Here is a 14,883-nt window from a genome sequence, read left to right on the forward strand (position 1 = left end):
GGTTCCGAGGCGTACGGTGCGAGCATGACCGTTTCCGCGGCCCGTCCGCTCCTCTACCTCGATGTCGACGGCCCGCTCATCCCGTTCGGGGCCGGCCCGTACCCGCAGGGGGACGACGCCAACCCTCTGCTCGCCAGGGTCGATCCCGCGCTCGGACCCCGGCTCGCGGCGCTGCCCTGCTCGTTGGTGTGGGCCACGACCTGGATGGAGGAGGCCAACGAGTGCCTCGCGCCCCCGCTCGGCCTGCCGGAGCTGCCCGTCGTGGAGTGGCCGGAGCCGTCCGCCGAGGACGGGCGCGGCGGGCCGGGCAGGATCCACTGGAAGACCTCCGCCCTCGTCGGGCACGCCGCCGGGCGCCCCTTCGTGTGGGTCGACGACGAGATCGGCGCCGCCGACCGGGCCTGGGTGGCCGCCCACCACCCGGGCCGGGCCCTCCTGCACCGGGTCGACCCGGGCCGGGGCCTCACCGACGCGGACTTCGGCGCGCTGCGCGCGTGGTTGCTCACCGGATAGCCGCCCACGAGGCCGCCACCAGCCGGCGTTCCGCCGCCGCTAGGTGGGTTGCCGCGGCCAGCCAGGCCCGGGCGTAGCCGTCGGCCGAGGGGTCGGCGAGGCGGCCGAAGGCGTCGCGGGGGCGGCGATCCGCCTCGGCGACGAGCGCGGCGGCCAGTTCCGCGGCCGCGGTGAGCCCGGCGCGGCGCAGCGGACCGTACGCCGCCTGGGGCGCGTCCGCCCGGGCTGCCTCGGCGACGGCTCGGCGACCTCCCGCGACCCCGGTCTCCACGAGTCGGCGCGCCCGCCAGAGCGGGGAATCGGCCGACAGGTCCGGGGCTTCGATCCCGGGGGCCGGTTCGGGGGCGGCGGGCCGGGGCGGGAAGTGCCTGCCCTGGAGGCGGTCGTAGCCGAGGTCGGCGCGGCCCAGCCACTCCTCGGGCAGCCGCAAGGTGTACTCCGCGCCGGGCACCGGGCCGACGGCGAGCGGACGCAGGGTGGCGGCGCGGTCCAGGTCGGGACGGCCCAGGACGCGGATCGCGAGCCCTGGGTACGAGGCGAGGCGCCGCAGGTTCTCCGCGTGGGGCAGCTCGGGGTGGGGGTGCGCGGGCAGCAAGCGCAGCAGCGGCGCGTGCTCGTGCACCTCGCGGACCAGGAGCTGCTCGCCCGACGCCCCGACGACCGTGACGGCACAGCCGAGCAGCGCGGGCTCGGTCGCCGACGGGCCTGCCGGACCTGCCCGGTCGTCCAGTAGCTCGGCGACGGCCTCGGCCGCCGGTCGGGCGAAGAGCGCGGCGGCGGGCCGCTCGGTCCAGGGCGTCCCGGGCAGCGGGGTCGCCCTGACCTCGCGTCCGGCACCGAGCCGGCCTTCGGGGGAGACCGTCGCGCCGACGATGCGCAGGCCGCCGCGGGCCAGACCGGCATGGTCGAGGGTGCCGCCGCCGAGGGCCACGGAGGCGGACCCCGCTCCGCGGGCGCGGGCCAGCCCGCCGGGGCGCACGTCGGACACCGAGTAGCGGGCGCCGTCCGGGGCCAGCAGGTGGGTGACCACTCCCCCGTATCCGGTGGCGGACAGTACGGGTTCCCGGCACAGCCCGTGCACTTGGAGGCTGCCCCCGGCGGCGTACGCGCGGCGGGCGGTGCCGGTGAGCGCGGGATCGGCGGAGCTGGCGGCCAGCAGCGCGGCGGTGTGGAGCAGTGCGCGGAAGGCGCCGGTGAGGTCGGCGAGCCGCAGGCCCGCGCGGCGGTCGCGGGCGGCGCGCAGGCCGCGTACGACCCGGAGGACCGCCGCCTCGGCGCCCGGCAGTCCGGCGAGGCGGGCGGTGTGCGCGGCGCGCAGCAACTCGGCCTGCACCACGGCTCCCCCGGCCGTCACTCCGGCGGCGAGGGCCTCGGCGGCGGCCTGCCAGAGCGCGGCGGCGGCGCCGGTCTGGGCCGAGGTGAGGGGCTTCGGGGGCTCGGCGGGCGCGGTTTTCGGCGGCACCTGCGAGGTGTGCGGGGTCTGCGAGCCCTCCGGGGCCTGCGCGCCCGGCGGCGTCCGCGGAACTTCCGGGGGGACCGGCGCCTGCGCCACCCGCGCGCCCTCCTGAGCCGGTTCCGCCAGTGGCGCCGCGCCCAGGACGGCGGCCCGGTGCAGGCAGCGGGGAGCCAACAGGCAGCTGCACGTGGCCTGTTCGGCAACGGCGACCGTGCCGTCCGGACCGGGCTTCAGGGTGACCAGGGCGTCCTCGCCGAAGCGGACGGTGACGCTTCCGTCCGCCGCGCGCGTCGCGCCCGAGCCGCAGCTCGCGGTGGCGGCGTCCAGCTTCTTGCGCAGCCGTGCGGTGAGGTTCTCGACGGCTTCGGCGAGCACCTCGGGGGCGACGGCGGGCAGTTCGGTGCTCAACTGGCTTCTCCACGGAGGCGGTCGCCCACCCAGCGGGCGAGGGCGAGGGGGCTGAGGGCGGCCACCGGCATGCCGGCCGCGACGAGTTGCCGGGCCACGGGAACGCTGTAGCGGGGCGTACCGGCGTCGTCGAGCGCGGCGCAGCCCAGCAGGTGGGCACCGGAGGCGGCCAACGCCCGGACCTCGCCGAGGAGTCCGCCGATCGGGGCGCCCTCCTCGAAGTCGCTGACCACGACCACGAGGGTGCGGCTCGGGACGGTGATCAGGGAGCGGGCGTGGGCGAGTCCGGCGGCGATGTGCGTGCCGCCGCCGACGCGGACCTCCAGGAGCAGCGAGAGCGGGTCGTCCACCCGGTCGGTGAGGTCCACCACTTGGGTGGAAAAGGCGAGGAAGTGCGTGGACAGGGTCGGTACGCCGCCCAGGACGGCCGCGGTCAGCGCCGACCAGACGACGGAGGCCTCCATCGAGCCGGACACGTCGACGACGAGGATCAGCCGCCAGTCGGCTTCGCGGCTCACCCGGGTGCTGAACACGGGCCGTTCGGGAACGACGACCACGCTGCCGTCGTCGCGACGGCGGGTGTGCGCGAGGTTGGCGCGCAGGGTGCGGGCCAGGTCGAGGGTGCCGCCGGGGCGGCGGGTCGGGCGCGGGGTGGCGAGGCCGGAGAGGGCCGGTCGCAGCCGGGTGGCCAGTTCCCGGGCGAGTTCGTCGACCAGTCGCCGGACCAGGGGGCGCAGGCGGGCGAGTTGGGCTTCCGGCATTCCGCCGGCCAGGGAGAGCACGGAGCTCAGGAGTTCCACGGAGGGCCGTACGGTAGCCGGGTCGAGCTGGGTGAGCACGTCTGTCCGGCCCGCTTCGGCGGCCCCGGCGAGTACCTCTTCCCGTACGTCGGCGCCGAACAGCGACTCCAGTTCCTCGGACCACTCGCGGGCCGTGGGGAACGAGGCCTCCTGGCCTCCGCCGGTGCCCGCGCCTCCGCCGTTCTCGGAGGCCCCTTCGCCGCGGCCGGCGCCGTACAGCTCGTCCAGGGCGTGGGCGTAGCGGCGGGCTCCGGCGGGGAGGCGGTCGCGTTCCCGGCCGAGGAGCAGCCTCCAGCGGTCGGCGGGGGCGAGTCGGGCGTCGGGCGACGGGGTGGGTCGGCGCGGGGGTTCGGCGGGCTCGTGCTCGGCGCCGGGGGCCTCCGTGACGTCCGCGACCTCCGGGGCCTGTGCCCTGGGCCACGGAAGGGACTCGACCGCGGCGAGTCCGGCCGCGTCGGCGGCGGCCCAGAGGGCGAGCAGGGCGGGCGGGGCATCGAGGGTGAGGTCGATCCGGTCACCGAGGCGTTCGGCGACCGTGTGCAGGAGCCGGTCGCGGGCGGCGGGCGACAGGGTGTCGAAACCGCCGCGCAGGGCGGGCAGGCGGTCGAGGAAGAGACGGTCGTCAAGGTGCTCGACCCGGTCGAGGAGCGGGGTGAGTGCGGCCGGCGATGCCTGCAGCAGTGGCCCGGCGGCGGTGAGGAGTCCGCCGAGCCGGCGGGTCAGGGCCCGCCTGCCGTCGGGGCCGGCCGCGCCGTCGATCCATCCGGCGGCGCGGGCTCCGAGCTCGGCGGCCGGGTCCAGGTCGAGGAGGACCCGTACGGCCAGGGCCGCGCCCTGCATCAGCGGGGAGGCCGAGGCGGCCAGGGCGGCGAGCGCGTCGTCCGTACGCAGGCCCAGGTGGTGCGCGGCGGCCCGGTCGGCGAGGGCCACGAGGGCGGCCGCGTCGGCGGGGTCCTCGCTGCCGGCGAGGCCGGGCAGGGAGCGTACGGCCGCTTCGAGGAGGTCTGCGGTGAGGGCGGCCGCGGTGGCTCGGGACTCGGCGGAGGTGCCGGGGAGGTGGCCGCGGTGCAGGGCCTCCAGGAGGTCGAGGGCGTCGAGGAGTTCGGGCAGGGTGGCTGTCTGCGGCAGGGCGGTGGCCGCCTCGTGCAGGCGTACGTCGACCAGCGCGGGCAGATCGCACCGGGCGGCGGCGTCGAGCCCGGCGAGGATCTGCGCCGGGGTCGGCCCGCCGTCGGCGGCGGCACGGCGGGCGGTGTCGCGGAGCGTTCCGGCCGCCGCCTGGGCGGCGGTGACGCCGCGGCAGCCCGCCAGGTCGAGCCGGGCCGGGACGGAAGGCGTCCAGGACAGCCGCCACTTGGTGCCGAGGGCGGTGCCGTCGCCGGTGGCGGCCACCGGGGCGGGCTCGCCGTACCCGGCGCCGCAGACGAGGAGCCGCTGCAGCAGCACCTCGCGGCGGGCGTCGAGGGCGGAGCGCAGCGGGTCGAGGCGGAGCTCGCGGGAGGCGGGGTCGTCGGGGCCGGGCAGCCGCAGGTCCGCCAGCTCGGCCTCGACGGCGGGGCCTAGGCCGGAACGGGGGGCGTGCGGGGTGACCCGCCCGCGGGCGGTGCCGACGAACACGGCCTCCAGGGCGCGGGCCAGCGCCCGCCCCCGACCGAGGGGCTCGCCCTGGCCGAGCACCGTGGTGACGGCCTCCAGCAGCTCGCCGCGGCCGGGCGCGGGGAGCCCCCGCAGGACGGCCAGGTCACACGCGAGCCGCAGGGTCTCGGCGGCCTCGCCGGTCCCGGCCGTGTGCCCGGCGCGACGCAGCTCCCGGCAGAGCCGGGTGACGGCGTGGGAGGCCGCCTCCCGAACCGACTCGGGGTCGCCGCCGGCCTCCAGGACGGCCTGCTGCCAGAGCGGATCCCGGATCCCGGCGGGGTACCCGGAGCGCGAGTCGAGCAGGTCGAAGGAGTAGGGCACGAGCGAGGTGCGGACCTCCGCGACGTCCCGCCCCGCACGGGCGCTTGCCGCGCCGACGGAAGCACCCGCGCCGGCCGACCCCGACCCGGCGGCCCCGCCGGCGCCGAGGGCCTGGCCGGCACCCGTACGGCCCGTTGCGTCGTCAGCGGGAGCACGCATGCCGCTGCCCGACCCCGAGCCGGAGTTCCCGCCGGGGCCGCGGCGGCCGCCGGCGTCCTCGTCGGCCCCTGCCACCGGATCGACGCCGTGCCCGGGGCCGAGCGCGTGACCCGCGCCCGTACGGGCGGTTGCCGCGCCGGCGGGGGCGTCCTGGCCGGTCGGCCCCGACCCGGAGTTCCCGCCTTTCACGGCATGGGCCGTGACCGCGTCAGTGGAGCCGTGGTGGAGCCCTGTGGCGGGCGGCGCGCCGTCCGGGGCGAGGCGGGCGCCCGGGACCGTGCCGGACGGGGTGCTCTCCTCTGCCGCTGTCTGCGGAGCCCGGACGGTGTGTGCGGGCGCGCCGCCAGGGGCTGTGGCGGTGCCGAGGAGGGCCGGTGCGTGGAACGCGCCGATCACGGCCGCCACTCGGTGGCCCGCGGCGAGGGCGCCGGCGATCACCTCGCGCATGTGGGACTCGCGGGCCAGGTCCCTCGCCGGGACGGCGGCGGTGTCCGCGCGCAGCGCCCATCCGAAGCCGAGCGCGGCGCGGCGTACGGCTTCCGGGGAACACCCGGGGGCGAGCACCTCGACCGCCCGGTCCCACATGTCCTCCCCGTCGCGCCCGGTCCCGGCGGCGGCGAGCCCGTCCGCGAAGGAAGTTCCGCGGACGGATACCGGGCCGAAGGCCGAGCCCGACACCGGGGCCGGGCCGGAGGCCGAGCCCGGGGTCAGGTCTGCGGCATGCGGAAGCGGGGCAGGGGCCGGGACCACCGAGCCCTGGGCAGCCGCTTCCGGGACACCCGGAAGCGGGGCATCGCCAGGGACGGCCCGGCCCGGGGCGCCCAAAGTCGGCGCCGGGCCTGGGACCGTCGGGTCCGGGACAACCGCCGCCGGGGCGCCCGGACTCGGGGCCGGCCCAGGAACCGCCGGGCCCGGGACCACCGCGGCCGGGGACCCCGGAGTCGGGGCCGGGCTCGGGAGGGGTCCCGCCGACGGCGGTGGGGGTGCGGGGTCGGCCGAGAGGGGGAGGTCGCAGCACAGGACGGTCGCGCCCCGCGCGCCGGCCCAGCGGATGGCCGCCAATTCCGGGGAGAAGTCCGCGAACGGGTAGAACGCGAGGCGGCCGTCCCGGGAGGTGCCCGCCAGGGCGATCGGGGACAGCGTCTCCGGGTCGGCCAGGTGGGCCAGCCACGGCTGGAAGTCCGCCGGGAGCTCCACGCAGACCACGTCCGCGCCGGAGGCGTCCAGCAGCGCCGGGACCACCGCCGCCAGCGCCGGGCTGTGGTGGCGTACGCCCAGCAGGTACGGCGTGCGCGAGGAGCCCAGGGCGTCCAGGGCGGTGCGTGGGTCGGCCGTCAACGCAGGCTCCCGCGCAGGTCCCAGAGGCGGCGCCACATCGCCGAGCCGTCTTCGGCCCGGCGGCGGACGGGGCCGTCCCAGTACCCGAGGAGGCGGCCGTGGTCGGCGGGGTCGTCCTTGCGGACCACGCCCAGCAGGTGCCCGGGCAGCAGGTCGAGCACGTCCCCGCCCGGCAGGTACGCCGCGGAGATCCCCAGCGAGGCCGCGACCTGCACGGCTTCGGCGGTGGACATGACCGTACCGGGGCGTTCCACGTCCCAGCCCTCGGCGGAGCGCCCGCCCCGCAGGTCGCGGAAGACGGTGACGAGCGCCTCGAGCACGGCGTCGTCCACCGCGAAGGGGGCTCCGGCCCGCTGGACGGCGGCTACGGCCTGGCGGCGGATCAGCGTGGCCTCGGCGTCCGCGTCGGCGATGGGGTCGACGGTCTCGAAGTTGAAGCGCCGCTTGAGGGCGGCGGACATCTCGCTGACGCCGCGGTCGCGCAGGTTGGCGGTGGCGATGATCGTGAAGCCGGGGGCCGCGCTGACCATCGCGTCCTCGGTGGCGGTCAGTTCGGGCACGCTGACCCGCCGGTCGGACAGGATCGACACGAGCGCGTCCTGTACCTCGGGCAGGCAGCGGGTGATCTCCTCGACGCGGGCCACCTTCCCGGTCCGCATCGCGGAGAGCACCGGCGAGTCGACCAGGGCTCCGGCGCTCGGCCCCTGGGCCAACAGCAGCGCGTAGTTCCAGCCGTAACGGAAGGCGTCCTCCGTGGTGCCGGCCGTGCCCTGGACGGTGAGGGCGCTGGTGCCGCAGACGGCGGCGGCCAGCAGCTCGGACAGCATCGACTTGGCGGTGCCGGGCTCGCCGGTGAGCAGCAGGCCGCGGTCTCCGGCGAGGGTGACCACGCAGCGTTCGACCAGGGCGCGTTCGCCGACGAACTTGGGGGCGATGGCCATCTTGGCGCCGCCGCCGGGCAGGGCGAGCTCGGTCCCGTCGCTGCCGCAGACGAAGGTGACGACGGCGCGCGGGGTCAGGGCCCAGCCGGGCGGGCGGGGGCCGGGGTCCTGGGCGGCGAGGAAGGCCAGTTCGGCGGCGTACCGCTCCTCGGCCGGGAGCACCTGGCGTGCGGGGGCCGGCGGGGCGGGCTGTTCGGTGAGAGTCATCGGGTCCTCGGGGAGGTGGGAAGAAGGTGGCCGGTCCGGTGCGGCGCGCGGGCGACGCGCGCCGCACCGGGTCGAAGTCAGCGGCGGCGGGCGCGGGTGCGCTTGACCTGGAGTTGTTCAAAGCGCGGTGCGTCGCCCTCGCGAACCCGCTGCCAGGCCCTGCGGTACAGGTCCGCCACCGGTTCGCCGGGAACCAGCGGGCCCACGACGCGCCCGTCGTACATCGGGAGCTTCCACTGCTCCACCGGCAGCACCGGGGAGGCCATGTCCGCCCATCCGCCCGGCAGGAACAGCGAGCGTCCCGCCCTGCTCCGGGCGGCCTGCACCACCAGGTCGGTGGCGGCGAGTTCGGCGCGGGCGGCCTTGAGGCGGGCCGGCTTCCAGCCGGTCCAGCGGGCGGTGTTGCGGTCGGTGGGGTCGGGCATGGCGAGCAGCATCAGGTAGAGGGCGGCCGCGTCGGCGCCGAGGCCGTGTGCGTCGGCGGCCTCGGCCACGACCTCCGGCACGGAACGGCTCGGGTCCTGCGGCCACCAGGTGCCGTCGGCGTCCGCCGCGCCCGCCGCCGCCGGGGCACCCGGGTCGGCGAGCAGCGCGGCGAAGGTCGGATCGTGGGCGAGTCGCAGGGCCCTCTCGATCAGGTTGGGTTCCTGGTCGGCCCCGCGCAGCAGCGCCAGGTACGGGTCGCGGCCGGTGGAGTCCAGCAGGGCCGGGCGCAGCACGGGCATGGGCCGCCCGTCGTGCGTGGGCAGGATGACCGCGCTGTAGCGCTCGTAGCCGTGGGCGCCCTCCACGGTCTCGGTCGGGGTGCCGGCCGCCTTCCGGAAGTCGGCGAGATCGGTGTAGTACCCGATGAGGAGGAGCAGTTCGGGGGCGGCCAGCCGCTGCCGTACGGCGGTCAGCGCGGGCGGCAGTGCCGCTCGCAGCGGGTCGCCCGCGGGCAGCCGGTGGGCCAGCCAGGCCATCAGGGAGAGAGCGCCGGTCAGCACGGGCGCGGTGAAGGGTGCGGCGGCCGGCTCGCACGGCGTGGCGCGGTCGTCCTTCACGGTCCAGGGCACGTCGACGGAGAGCTCCGGCGACGTATCGGGGTCGAGCAGTGCGGGCAGGGCGCGGTGCAGGGACCATCCGCTGAGGACGGCTCGCGCGGCTTCGGTGACGAGCCAGTCGGGTACGGGCGTACGACGTCCCACGCGCCGGTTCCACACCTGCGCGGCGGCGGCCACGTCGGGGCCGTCGCTCCAGAGTCGGGCGGGGTCGGCGGGCAGCAAGGCGCCGACCACCGCGCGCCGGACCTCGACGTCGAGTTCCCTGAGTTCGTCCCGGGCGTAGTCCGCGTCGGCGACCTTCACGCCGAGGGTGGTGCGCAGCTCCGGGGGCAGGAAGTTGTACTCCCTGTCGTCGACGTGCGGGAGCCCTGCGACCACCAGCCGGGCGAGGGTGCCGGACACTCCGGTGAGGCGGGCGAATTCCTCGGCGGCCTCCGGGAAGAAGGGCGCCGGGCCGTGCTCGGCGGCGGCGCCGAGGAAGGCGCGCAGCCAGCCGGCGTCGCGGTCGCGGTCGCCGAGCGGGGCCTCGGCGCGCACGGTGTACGGGCCGGGGACCGTGAAGCGGCCGGTGGGGTCGTGGAGCAGTGCGCCGAACTCGTGCCCGTCGGGGACGGCTTGGCTGTGCTCGGTCAGGGCGAGCACGGCGCCGCCGCCGAGCGGGAGCAGGCTGCGGTGGTGTCGGTCGCGCTCGATGCCGTCGGGGGTGCGCAGGTGGCGCTGGTCCAGGTGGAGCAGGACCCGACGCCAGCGGTCGGCGGAGCCCTCGGCCGAGTCGAGGCCGAGCGCGTCCACCGCGTCGAGCAAGGAGAGGAGGGCGGCCCGCTGCTCGTCGGTGGAGCCGGCGGCCGCGGCGCGGTAGGCGAGGGCGGCGGGCTCGTCGAGCCAGGGTGTCCACGCGAGCGCGGAGACCTGCAGGGCGGGCAGGTCCCAGTGGAGGCGGCCGGGCACCTCCGGGGCGTCGGTGTGCGCGCGGGCGGCTGCGAGTTCACGCAGCAGCCGGTGTGCGCCGTCGGCGTCGCCGCCCCAGCGGTAGTACCCCGTGCCGACGAGACCGTTGAGCGCGTCGCCGAGCAGGCAGTCGGCCGGACCGGTGTCGTCCTCCCGGGCGGCGCTCGCATCCGGGTGGAGCCGGGCCGCGACCGCGTCGAGGGCCTGCTGCTGGGTGAGGGCGAAGCGCAGGACCTCGATGATGCCGCCGAGCAGCTCGGGCGCGGTGATCTGCGGGAAGGCGGCGCTGACCAGGCCGGGCAGGTCGGACGCCTTCTCGGTGGCGGCGGCCGCCGCGAGCAGGGCGCCGACCGTGTCCCCGTCGGCGGCGCGCAGGGCGGTGGAGCCCTCGGGGTCGCGGGGGCGCAGGGCGTACCAGAAGGGCAGCGGCGGGAGGTCGACGCTGCCGGTGGCGAAGCCCTCGTTGCGGTGGTCGCCGTGGGTCATGGCGGTGACGACGCCGTCGGGGTCGACGATGCAGAGTTCCCGCCAACGCTGCGTGAGGGCACGCGCCCGGTCGGCGCCGGGGAAGGCGAGGGCGGCGGCGGGCATGTTGCCGTCCTCGGGCGTGCGGACGGTGCGGCCGGCCGTGTCGGTGCCGAACCAGCCCTCGTCCTTGACGCGGACGGCGCACCAGCCGAGGAGCCCGTCGGCGGGCTCCCCGAGGGCCGAGCCCACGACGGTGGGCGCGGGCCGCAGCCAGGCGGAGCGGGCGGCGAAATCGGTGGACGGGAGGTGGGCGGCCGGCGTGTCGGCGAGGAAGGCCGGATGGGAGAAGCGGCCGTGGGTGCCGTCGGCGGGGTTGTACTCGCACCAGCCGGAGCCGCCCTGGTCCTTTTCGCGGGATCGCCACACCCAGTACGAGGTGCCGTCGCACAGCACGGCCTGCTCGGCGGGCAGTTCGGTGTCCCCGGCGTGCAGGACGCCGCCTCCGACGGTGCGGCCGCCGCCGGGCAGGGGCAGGCTGATCTCGTCGGAGCGCAGCGACCAGTGGGCGCGGTCGGTCTTCAGGGTGAGGACGTTCTGCGGGTCGGTGTGCCAGTAGCCCTGGACCTCGCTGCCCCAGGTGGACCAGAAGACGAGCAGCGCGCCGTCGACGTAGTGGAACCCGTACCGGTACGAGCCGCCGGTGGGCACGCGCAGGTCGTGGGTGAGGACGGTGGAGTCGGCGTCGATGACGCGGACCTGGATGCTGTTGGCGACGATGAGGTGGGGCCAGGACTCGACGACGGTCAGGTTGCTCCGGTGCAGCGCCTTCCGGTCGGCGAGTTCGACCAGCGCCTCCTCGAACGCGGGCCAGACGAACTCCTCGAAGAGGCCCCCGCGCAGGGTGCGGGCGAGGGTTTCGCCGAGGTCGGCGGCGGCCGCGTCGGCGACCTCGTCCGGGGCGAGTTCGAGGGCCTCGGCGGGCAGCCAGGTCAGCCGGCTGATGGCGTCGGGCAGCCCGGGCAGGCCCGCGGCCTTGGAGTTGCGGGCGACTTCCCGCATCCATTCGGTGAGCATGGGGCGGCCGCCGGGCGAGGCGGCGAGGCGGCGCATGACGTCGGCGCCGGAGCCGGCGTCTCCGAAGGAGTTCACGGCGCGGCGGAACGCGGGTCGGAACCGCTGGTCGGCGGCGAGGGCGAGCAGGTCGCGGCGCTGGTCGGCGCGTGCCCAGTCGGCCACGTTCAGCTGGTTGTGGCGGTAGTGCGGGCGGGAGTTCTCTTCGGGGTCGGCGACCGCGATGCCGAGGGAGAGGACCAGGTCGAGCAGATCGGCGTCCTGGACGCCGATGTGCAGGCCGGCTTCGCGGCCGGGCTCGGCGAGTTCGGCGCGCAGCCGGTCGGCGGCGCGGCCGACGAGGTCGAGGAGGGCGGGCGGGGTGGAGCGCGGGCCCCAGCCACTGTGGCGGGCGGCGTGGTAGCGCTCCAGCCAGCCGACCGCTCCGTCCGCGCAGCGCTGCTCGGCGGGCAGGCCGGCGTCGACGAGCCCGGCGGTGGCGCCGGACTCCTCCAGGATCTCCAGCCAGAGGTCGGACAGGTCGCCGTCGCTGCCGGGCGGCATCAGCTCGAGGAAGGTGCCCCGCACGGCCGGTTCGCGGCGGGCCAGCGCGATGAGCGCGGTGCGGTGGGCCTTCCACCAGCCGGTCGCGGCGCGCATCGTGGCGGGCAGCGGCAGCAGCTCGGCGAGGTACTCCTGTTCGGCCCCGGTGCCCTTCAGCCCGGCGGCGCGGGCGAGTCGACGCAGCTCGGTGGCGGCCTGCGCGGAGGGCGGCAGTCCGCCCGCGGTGCGGCGTACGCACAGGCGGCGGAAGCGGTCGTAGGCCTCGGCGGGGGTGACGCGGGCGGCCAGGTCCTTGCCGTAGCCGGTGAGCACCTTGACGGGCAGGGCGCCGGCCAGGGCGAATTCGAGGAACACGGAGTCGAGCCGGTCCTCGTCGACGCTCAGGCCGTGCTGCGCCTCGGCGGTGCGGGCGCGGCCGAACAGCTGGGCGGCGTAGGTGCTGTTCTCGACGGCGAGGAAGATCCGGGCGGTCTGCTCGTAGAAGACGGGCAGGAAGTGCGGGACGGAGGCGGCGAGCCGGCCCGCCAGTTCGTGGCAGGCGTCGAGGGCGGCCTTGGGCTTGGTCTTGGCCTGGGGTGCGATGCGGTCGAGCTCGGGGACGACGGCGAGGGCGTGGTGGCCGTCCTCGGGGTGGTGCACGAGGATCCACTCGGGGAAGCCGAGCGCCTGCCGGCGGCTCAGGCCGACGACCGGCGGCTCGCCCTGGTCGGGTACGAGTCCCAGGAACCCGGCGGCGAGGTCCTCGGCCGCGCCCAGTTCGGCGGGGGCGAGCCGGACGACCACGCGGTCGTCGCCGAGGGCGGGGTGTCGGTAGGAGCGTGCGGTCAGGTCGACGGCGGTGGGTCCGGCGCCGGGGGTGCCGTGCGGGAGCACCGCCCCCGCCTTGAGCAGCAGTTCGGCCTCGCCCGAGTCGTTCATGCCGTTCATGCCGCTGATGTCCTTCGTGTCCTTCAGGTCCGTGCTCATGCTCCCGCGCCCTCCTCGATCTTGCGCCCGGCGTACAGCGCCGCGGCCATCCGCATGCCTTCGGACCAGGCCACCGGTCCGACCTCCGACAGACGCACCGCCCGCCCGTTCTCGTCGTGCCAGCTCAGCGCGCCGGTGGTGGTCTCGTCCTCGTAGTAGGGCTCGCCGATCCACACCGCCGCCTCCGTCACGGCACCCGAGTCCCGGACCTTGCAGCCGGCGTAGCCGCCGGAGACCCGGTAGCCGAGGCCGGTGGCCCGGGCGGCGAGGCTGAAGCGGGTGGGGAAGACCCCGCCCGCGTAGTCGCGGACCTCGGTGGCGGTGGCGGCGAGCTCGGCGGGCTTGTGCCAGGTTGCCCGGTGGATCTGCTCGACCCGCTGCACGATGCCGAGTTCGGCGGCGAACTCCCGTACGTCGTCCAGGTCGGGCAGCAGCACCGGGTGCGGCAGGGTCACCGTGCGCGGGGAGAGCCGTACGGTCTCGCCGTCGAGGTTGACCACCTTCAGCTCGCCGGATTCGGTGGCGTCCCGCAGGAAGCCCACCTCGTCCGGGTCCTCACCGACGACGGCCAGGTCGCGCAGGGCGGACTGCCAGGCCTCGTCCGGCCAGACGCGGGCGAGCAGCGCGGTCGGTACCGGCAGCGAGGACACCATCCAGGTGTCGACCTGGGCGACGCAGGCCGCGGCGTGCCGGTCGAGCCATTCGGACAGCCGGCGCAGCCGGTCCACCTCGGGGTGTTCCTTGAGCGCCTTGGGCAGTGACTTCAACTGCCGTCCCGCCGCTCGGCCGGTGGTGGACCGCGCCGCCACCCGCCCTTCCACGAGGGCGATCTCGTACCCCTCGCCCGCCGCCTGCCATGCCATCAGTCCGTGCCCCTTGCTCGCCTGTCCCGAACGGATCCGCGCAGCCCTGGCAGGGGGGACGAAGACCCCCCTGAGCTGCGGTATGCCGGGAGACTAGCGAGAGGCACTGACAACGCCGGACGGAGGGTCCATGGCCGGTTTTATGTCCGGTTCTGGGTAGTCTTCCGGGGTCAGTTGCGAAGCGGAGCCGGCTCGGGGTGGGGTTATGGGACGTCATATACGGGTGCGCGGCGCGGTGGTCGCGGCCGCGCTGCTGCTGGCGGTGGCCGGCTGTTCCGATCCGACGGCGCCGGGCGTCCCGGACGCGAAACCGTCCGGGGCGGGGGCGCCGCCCCCGGCCGACGCCAAACCCGCCGGCGGGGACGTACTGCCCGGAATGGTCGACGCGGCCGTGGCCCGGACGCAGTTGGCGGCGCTGAAGGTGGCGCCGGCGGGCACGATGGCCGGCTACAGCCGGGACAAGTTCACGCACTGGACCCAGCAGGGGAATAGGTGCGACACCCGCGAGGTCATCCTGGAGCGCGACGGCACCGGCGTCACGCGGGACGCCGAATGCCGGGCGGTCTCCGGCACCTGGAAGAGCCTGTACGACGGGGTGGTCGTCACCGACGCCGCGAAGATGGACATCGACCACATGGTCCCGCTCGCCGAGGGCTGGCGCTCCGGCGCGGCCGGCTGGGACTCCGCCAAGCGCAAGGCCTTCGCCAACGACCTGACCAACCCTCAGCTGCTGGCCGTGACCGCGGCTTCGAACCGCTCGAAGGGCGACCAGAGCCCGGACCTGTGGCAGCCGCCGGAGAAGTCGAGCTGGTGCCGGTACGGCAGGGCCTGGACCACCGTGAAGTCCACGTACGGGCTGACCGTCACCGAACCGGAGAAGAAGATGCTCACCACCATGCTGGACACCTGCGCCTCATGACGGACGCGCTCCATTGGCAGGACGACGTGACCGCCGGCCCGGGCGGCGCCATGACCGACGAGGTCGGTGTCGTCACCGGCCCGCTCACCCTGCGCACGACGGCGCTGCCGGGGGGCCTGGCCCGCTTCGACGTCCAGTACAAGGACGCCGAGGAGTGGTACACCCTCACCGGCAGCCCGCTCCCCCACCACGGCGCCCCGGCCTCCTTGCACGCCGCCGCCCTCGCCGCGATCCGCACGGGCGGGGCGGCCCGGGCCCCGGGCACGGGGCCCGCCTGAAGG

The 14,883-nt window shown here is 76.5% G+C and carries 8 protein-coding genes; 3 read left to right on the forward strand and 5 right to left on the reverse strand.

All coding sequences use genetic code 11. The features are described 5' to 3' along the window. The first annotated feature begins 24 nt into the window (after nt 1-24). The gene (locus ACFV9H_RS02190) at nt 25-513 is read left to right on the forward strand and encodes an HAD domain-containing protein (RefSeq protein ID WP_385392022.1); all 489 of its coding nucleotides are present in this window, start codon (nt 25-27) and stop codon (nt 511-513) included. On the opposite strand, the gene ACFV9H_RS02195 is transcribed toward ACFV9H_RS02190, so the two are convergent. The 5 genes from ACFV9H_RS02195 to ACFV9H_RS02215 form a co-directional block, all read right to left on the reverse strand. Beyond that, complete coding sequence (locus ACFV9H_RS02195; protein ID WP_385392024.1) at nt 503-2,377, reverse strand: SWIM zinc finger family protein; 1,875 nt, start codon at nt 2,375-2,377, stop codon at nt 503-505. The genes ACFV9H_RS02190 and ACFV9H_RS02195 overlap by 11 nt on opposite strands. Then, nucleotides 2,374-6,633, reverse strand: a complete 4,260-nt coding sequence (locus tag ACFV9H_RS02200) for a DUF5682 family protein (protein ID WP_385392026.1) — start codon at nt 6,631-6,633, stop codon at nt 2,374-2,376. The genes ACFV9H_RS02195 and ACFV9H_RS02200 overlap by 4 nt, the downstream gene beginning before the upstream one ends. Further along, on the reverse strand, nt 6,630-7,781 hold the full coding sequence (locus tag ACFV9H_RS02205) for an AAA family ATPase (protein ID WP_385392028.1): 1,152 nt from the start codon (nt 7,779-7,781) through the stop codon (nt 6,630-6,632). The genes ACFV9H_RS02200 and ACFV9H_RS02205 overlap by 4 nt, the downstream gene beginning before the upstream one ends. 77 nt (nt 7,782-7,858) lie before the next feature. Continuing rightward, entirely contained in the window at nt 7,859-12,772 is a 4,914-nt protein-coding gene (locus ACFV9H_RS02210; RefSeq protein WP_385392129.1) for a DNA-binding protein, read from the reverse strand. A gap of 44 nt (nt 12,773-12,816) precedes the next feature. Next, a complete protein-coding gene (locus ACFV9H_RS02215) occupies nt 12,817-13,683 on the reverse strand; it encodes a DUF4132 domain-containing protein (protein ID WP_385392030.1) in 867 nt (288 codons plus the stop codon). Nucleotides 13,684-13,888: 205 nt separating this feature from the next. Here ACFV9H_RS02215 and ACFV9H_RS02220 point away from each other — a divergent pair, with 205 nt between their 5' ends. Next, on the forward strand, nt 13,889-14,602 hold the full coding sequence (locus ACFV9H_RS02220; protein WP_385392032.1) for an HNH endonuclease family protein: 714 nt from the start codon (nt 13,889-13,891) through the stop codon (nt 14,600-14,602). Beyond that, nucleotides 14,599-14,880 carry a hypothetical protein gene (locus tag ACFV9H_RS02225; protein WP_385392035.1) on the forward strand — a complete coding sequence of 94 codons (282 nt, stop codon included), beginning with the start codon at nt 14,599-14,601 and terminating at the stop codon, nt 14,878-14,880. The genes ACFV9H_RS02220 and ACFV9H_RS02225 overlap by 4 nt, the downstream gene beginning before the upstream one ends. Nucleotides 14,881-14,883 lie beyond the last annotated feature (3 nt).

Origin of the sequence: Streptomyces sp. NPDC059874 (genome assembly GCF_042731135.1) — a bacterium.
Lineage (GTDB): Bacteria > Actinomycetota > Actinomycetes > Streptomycetales > Streptomycetaceae > Streptomyces.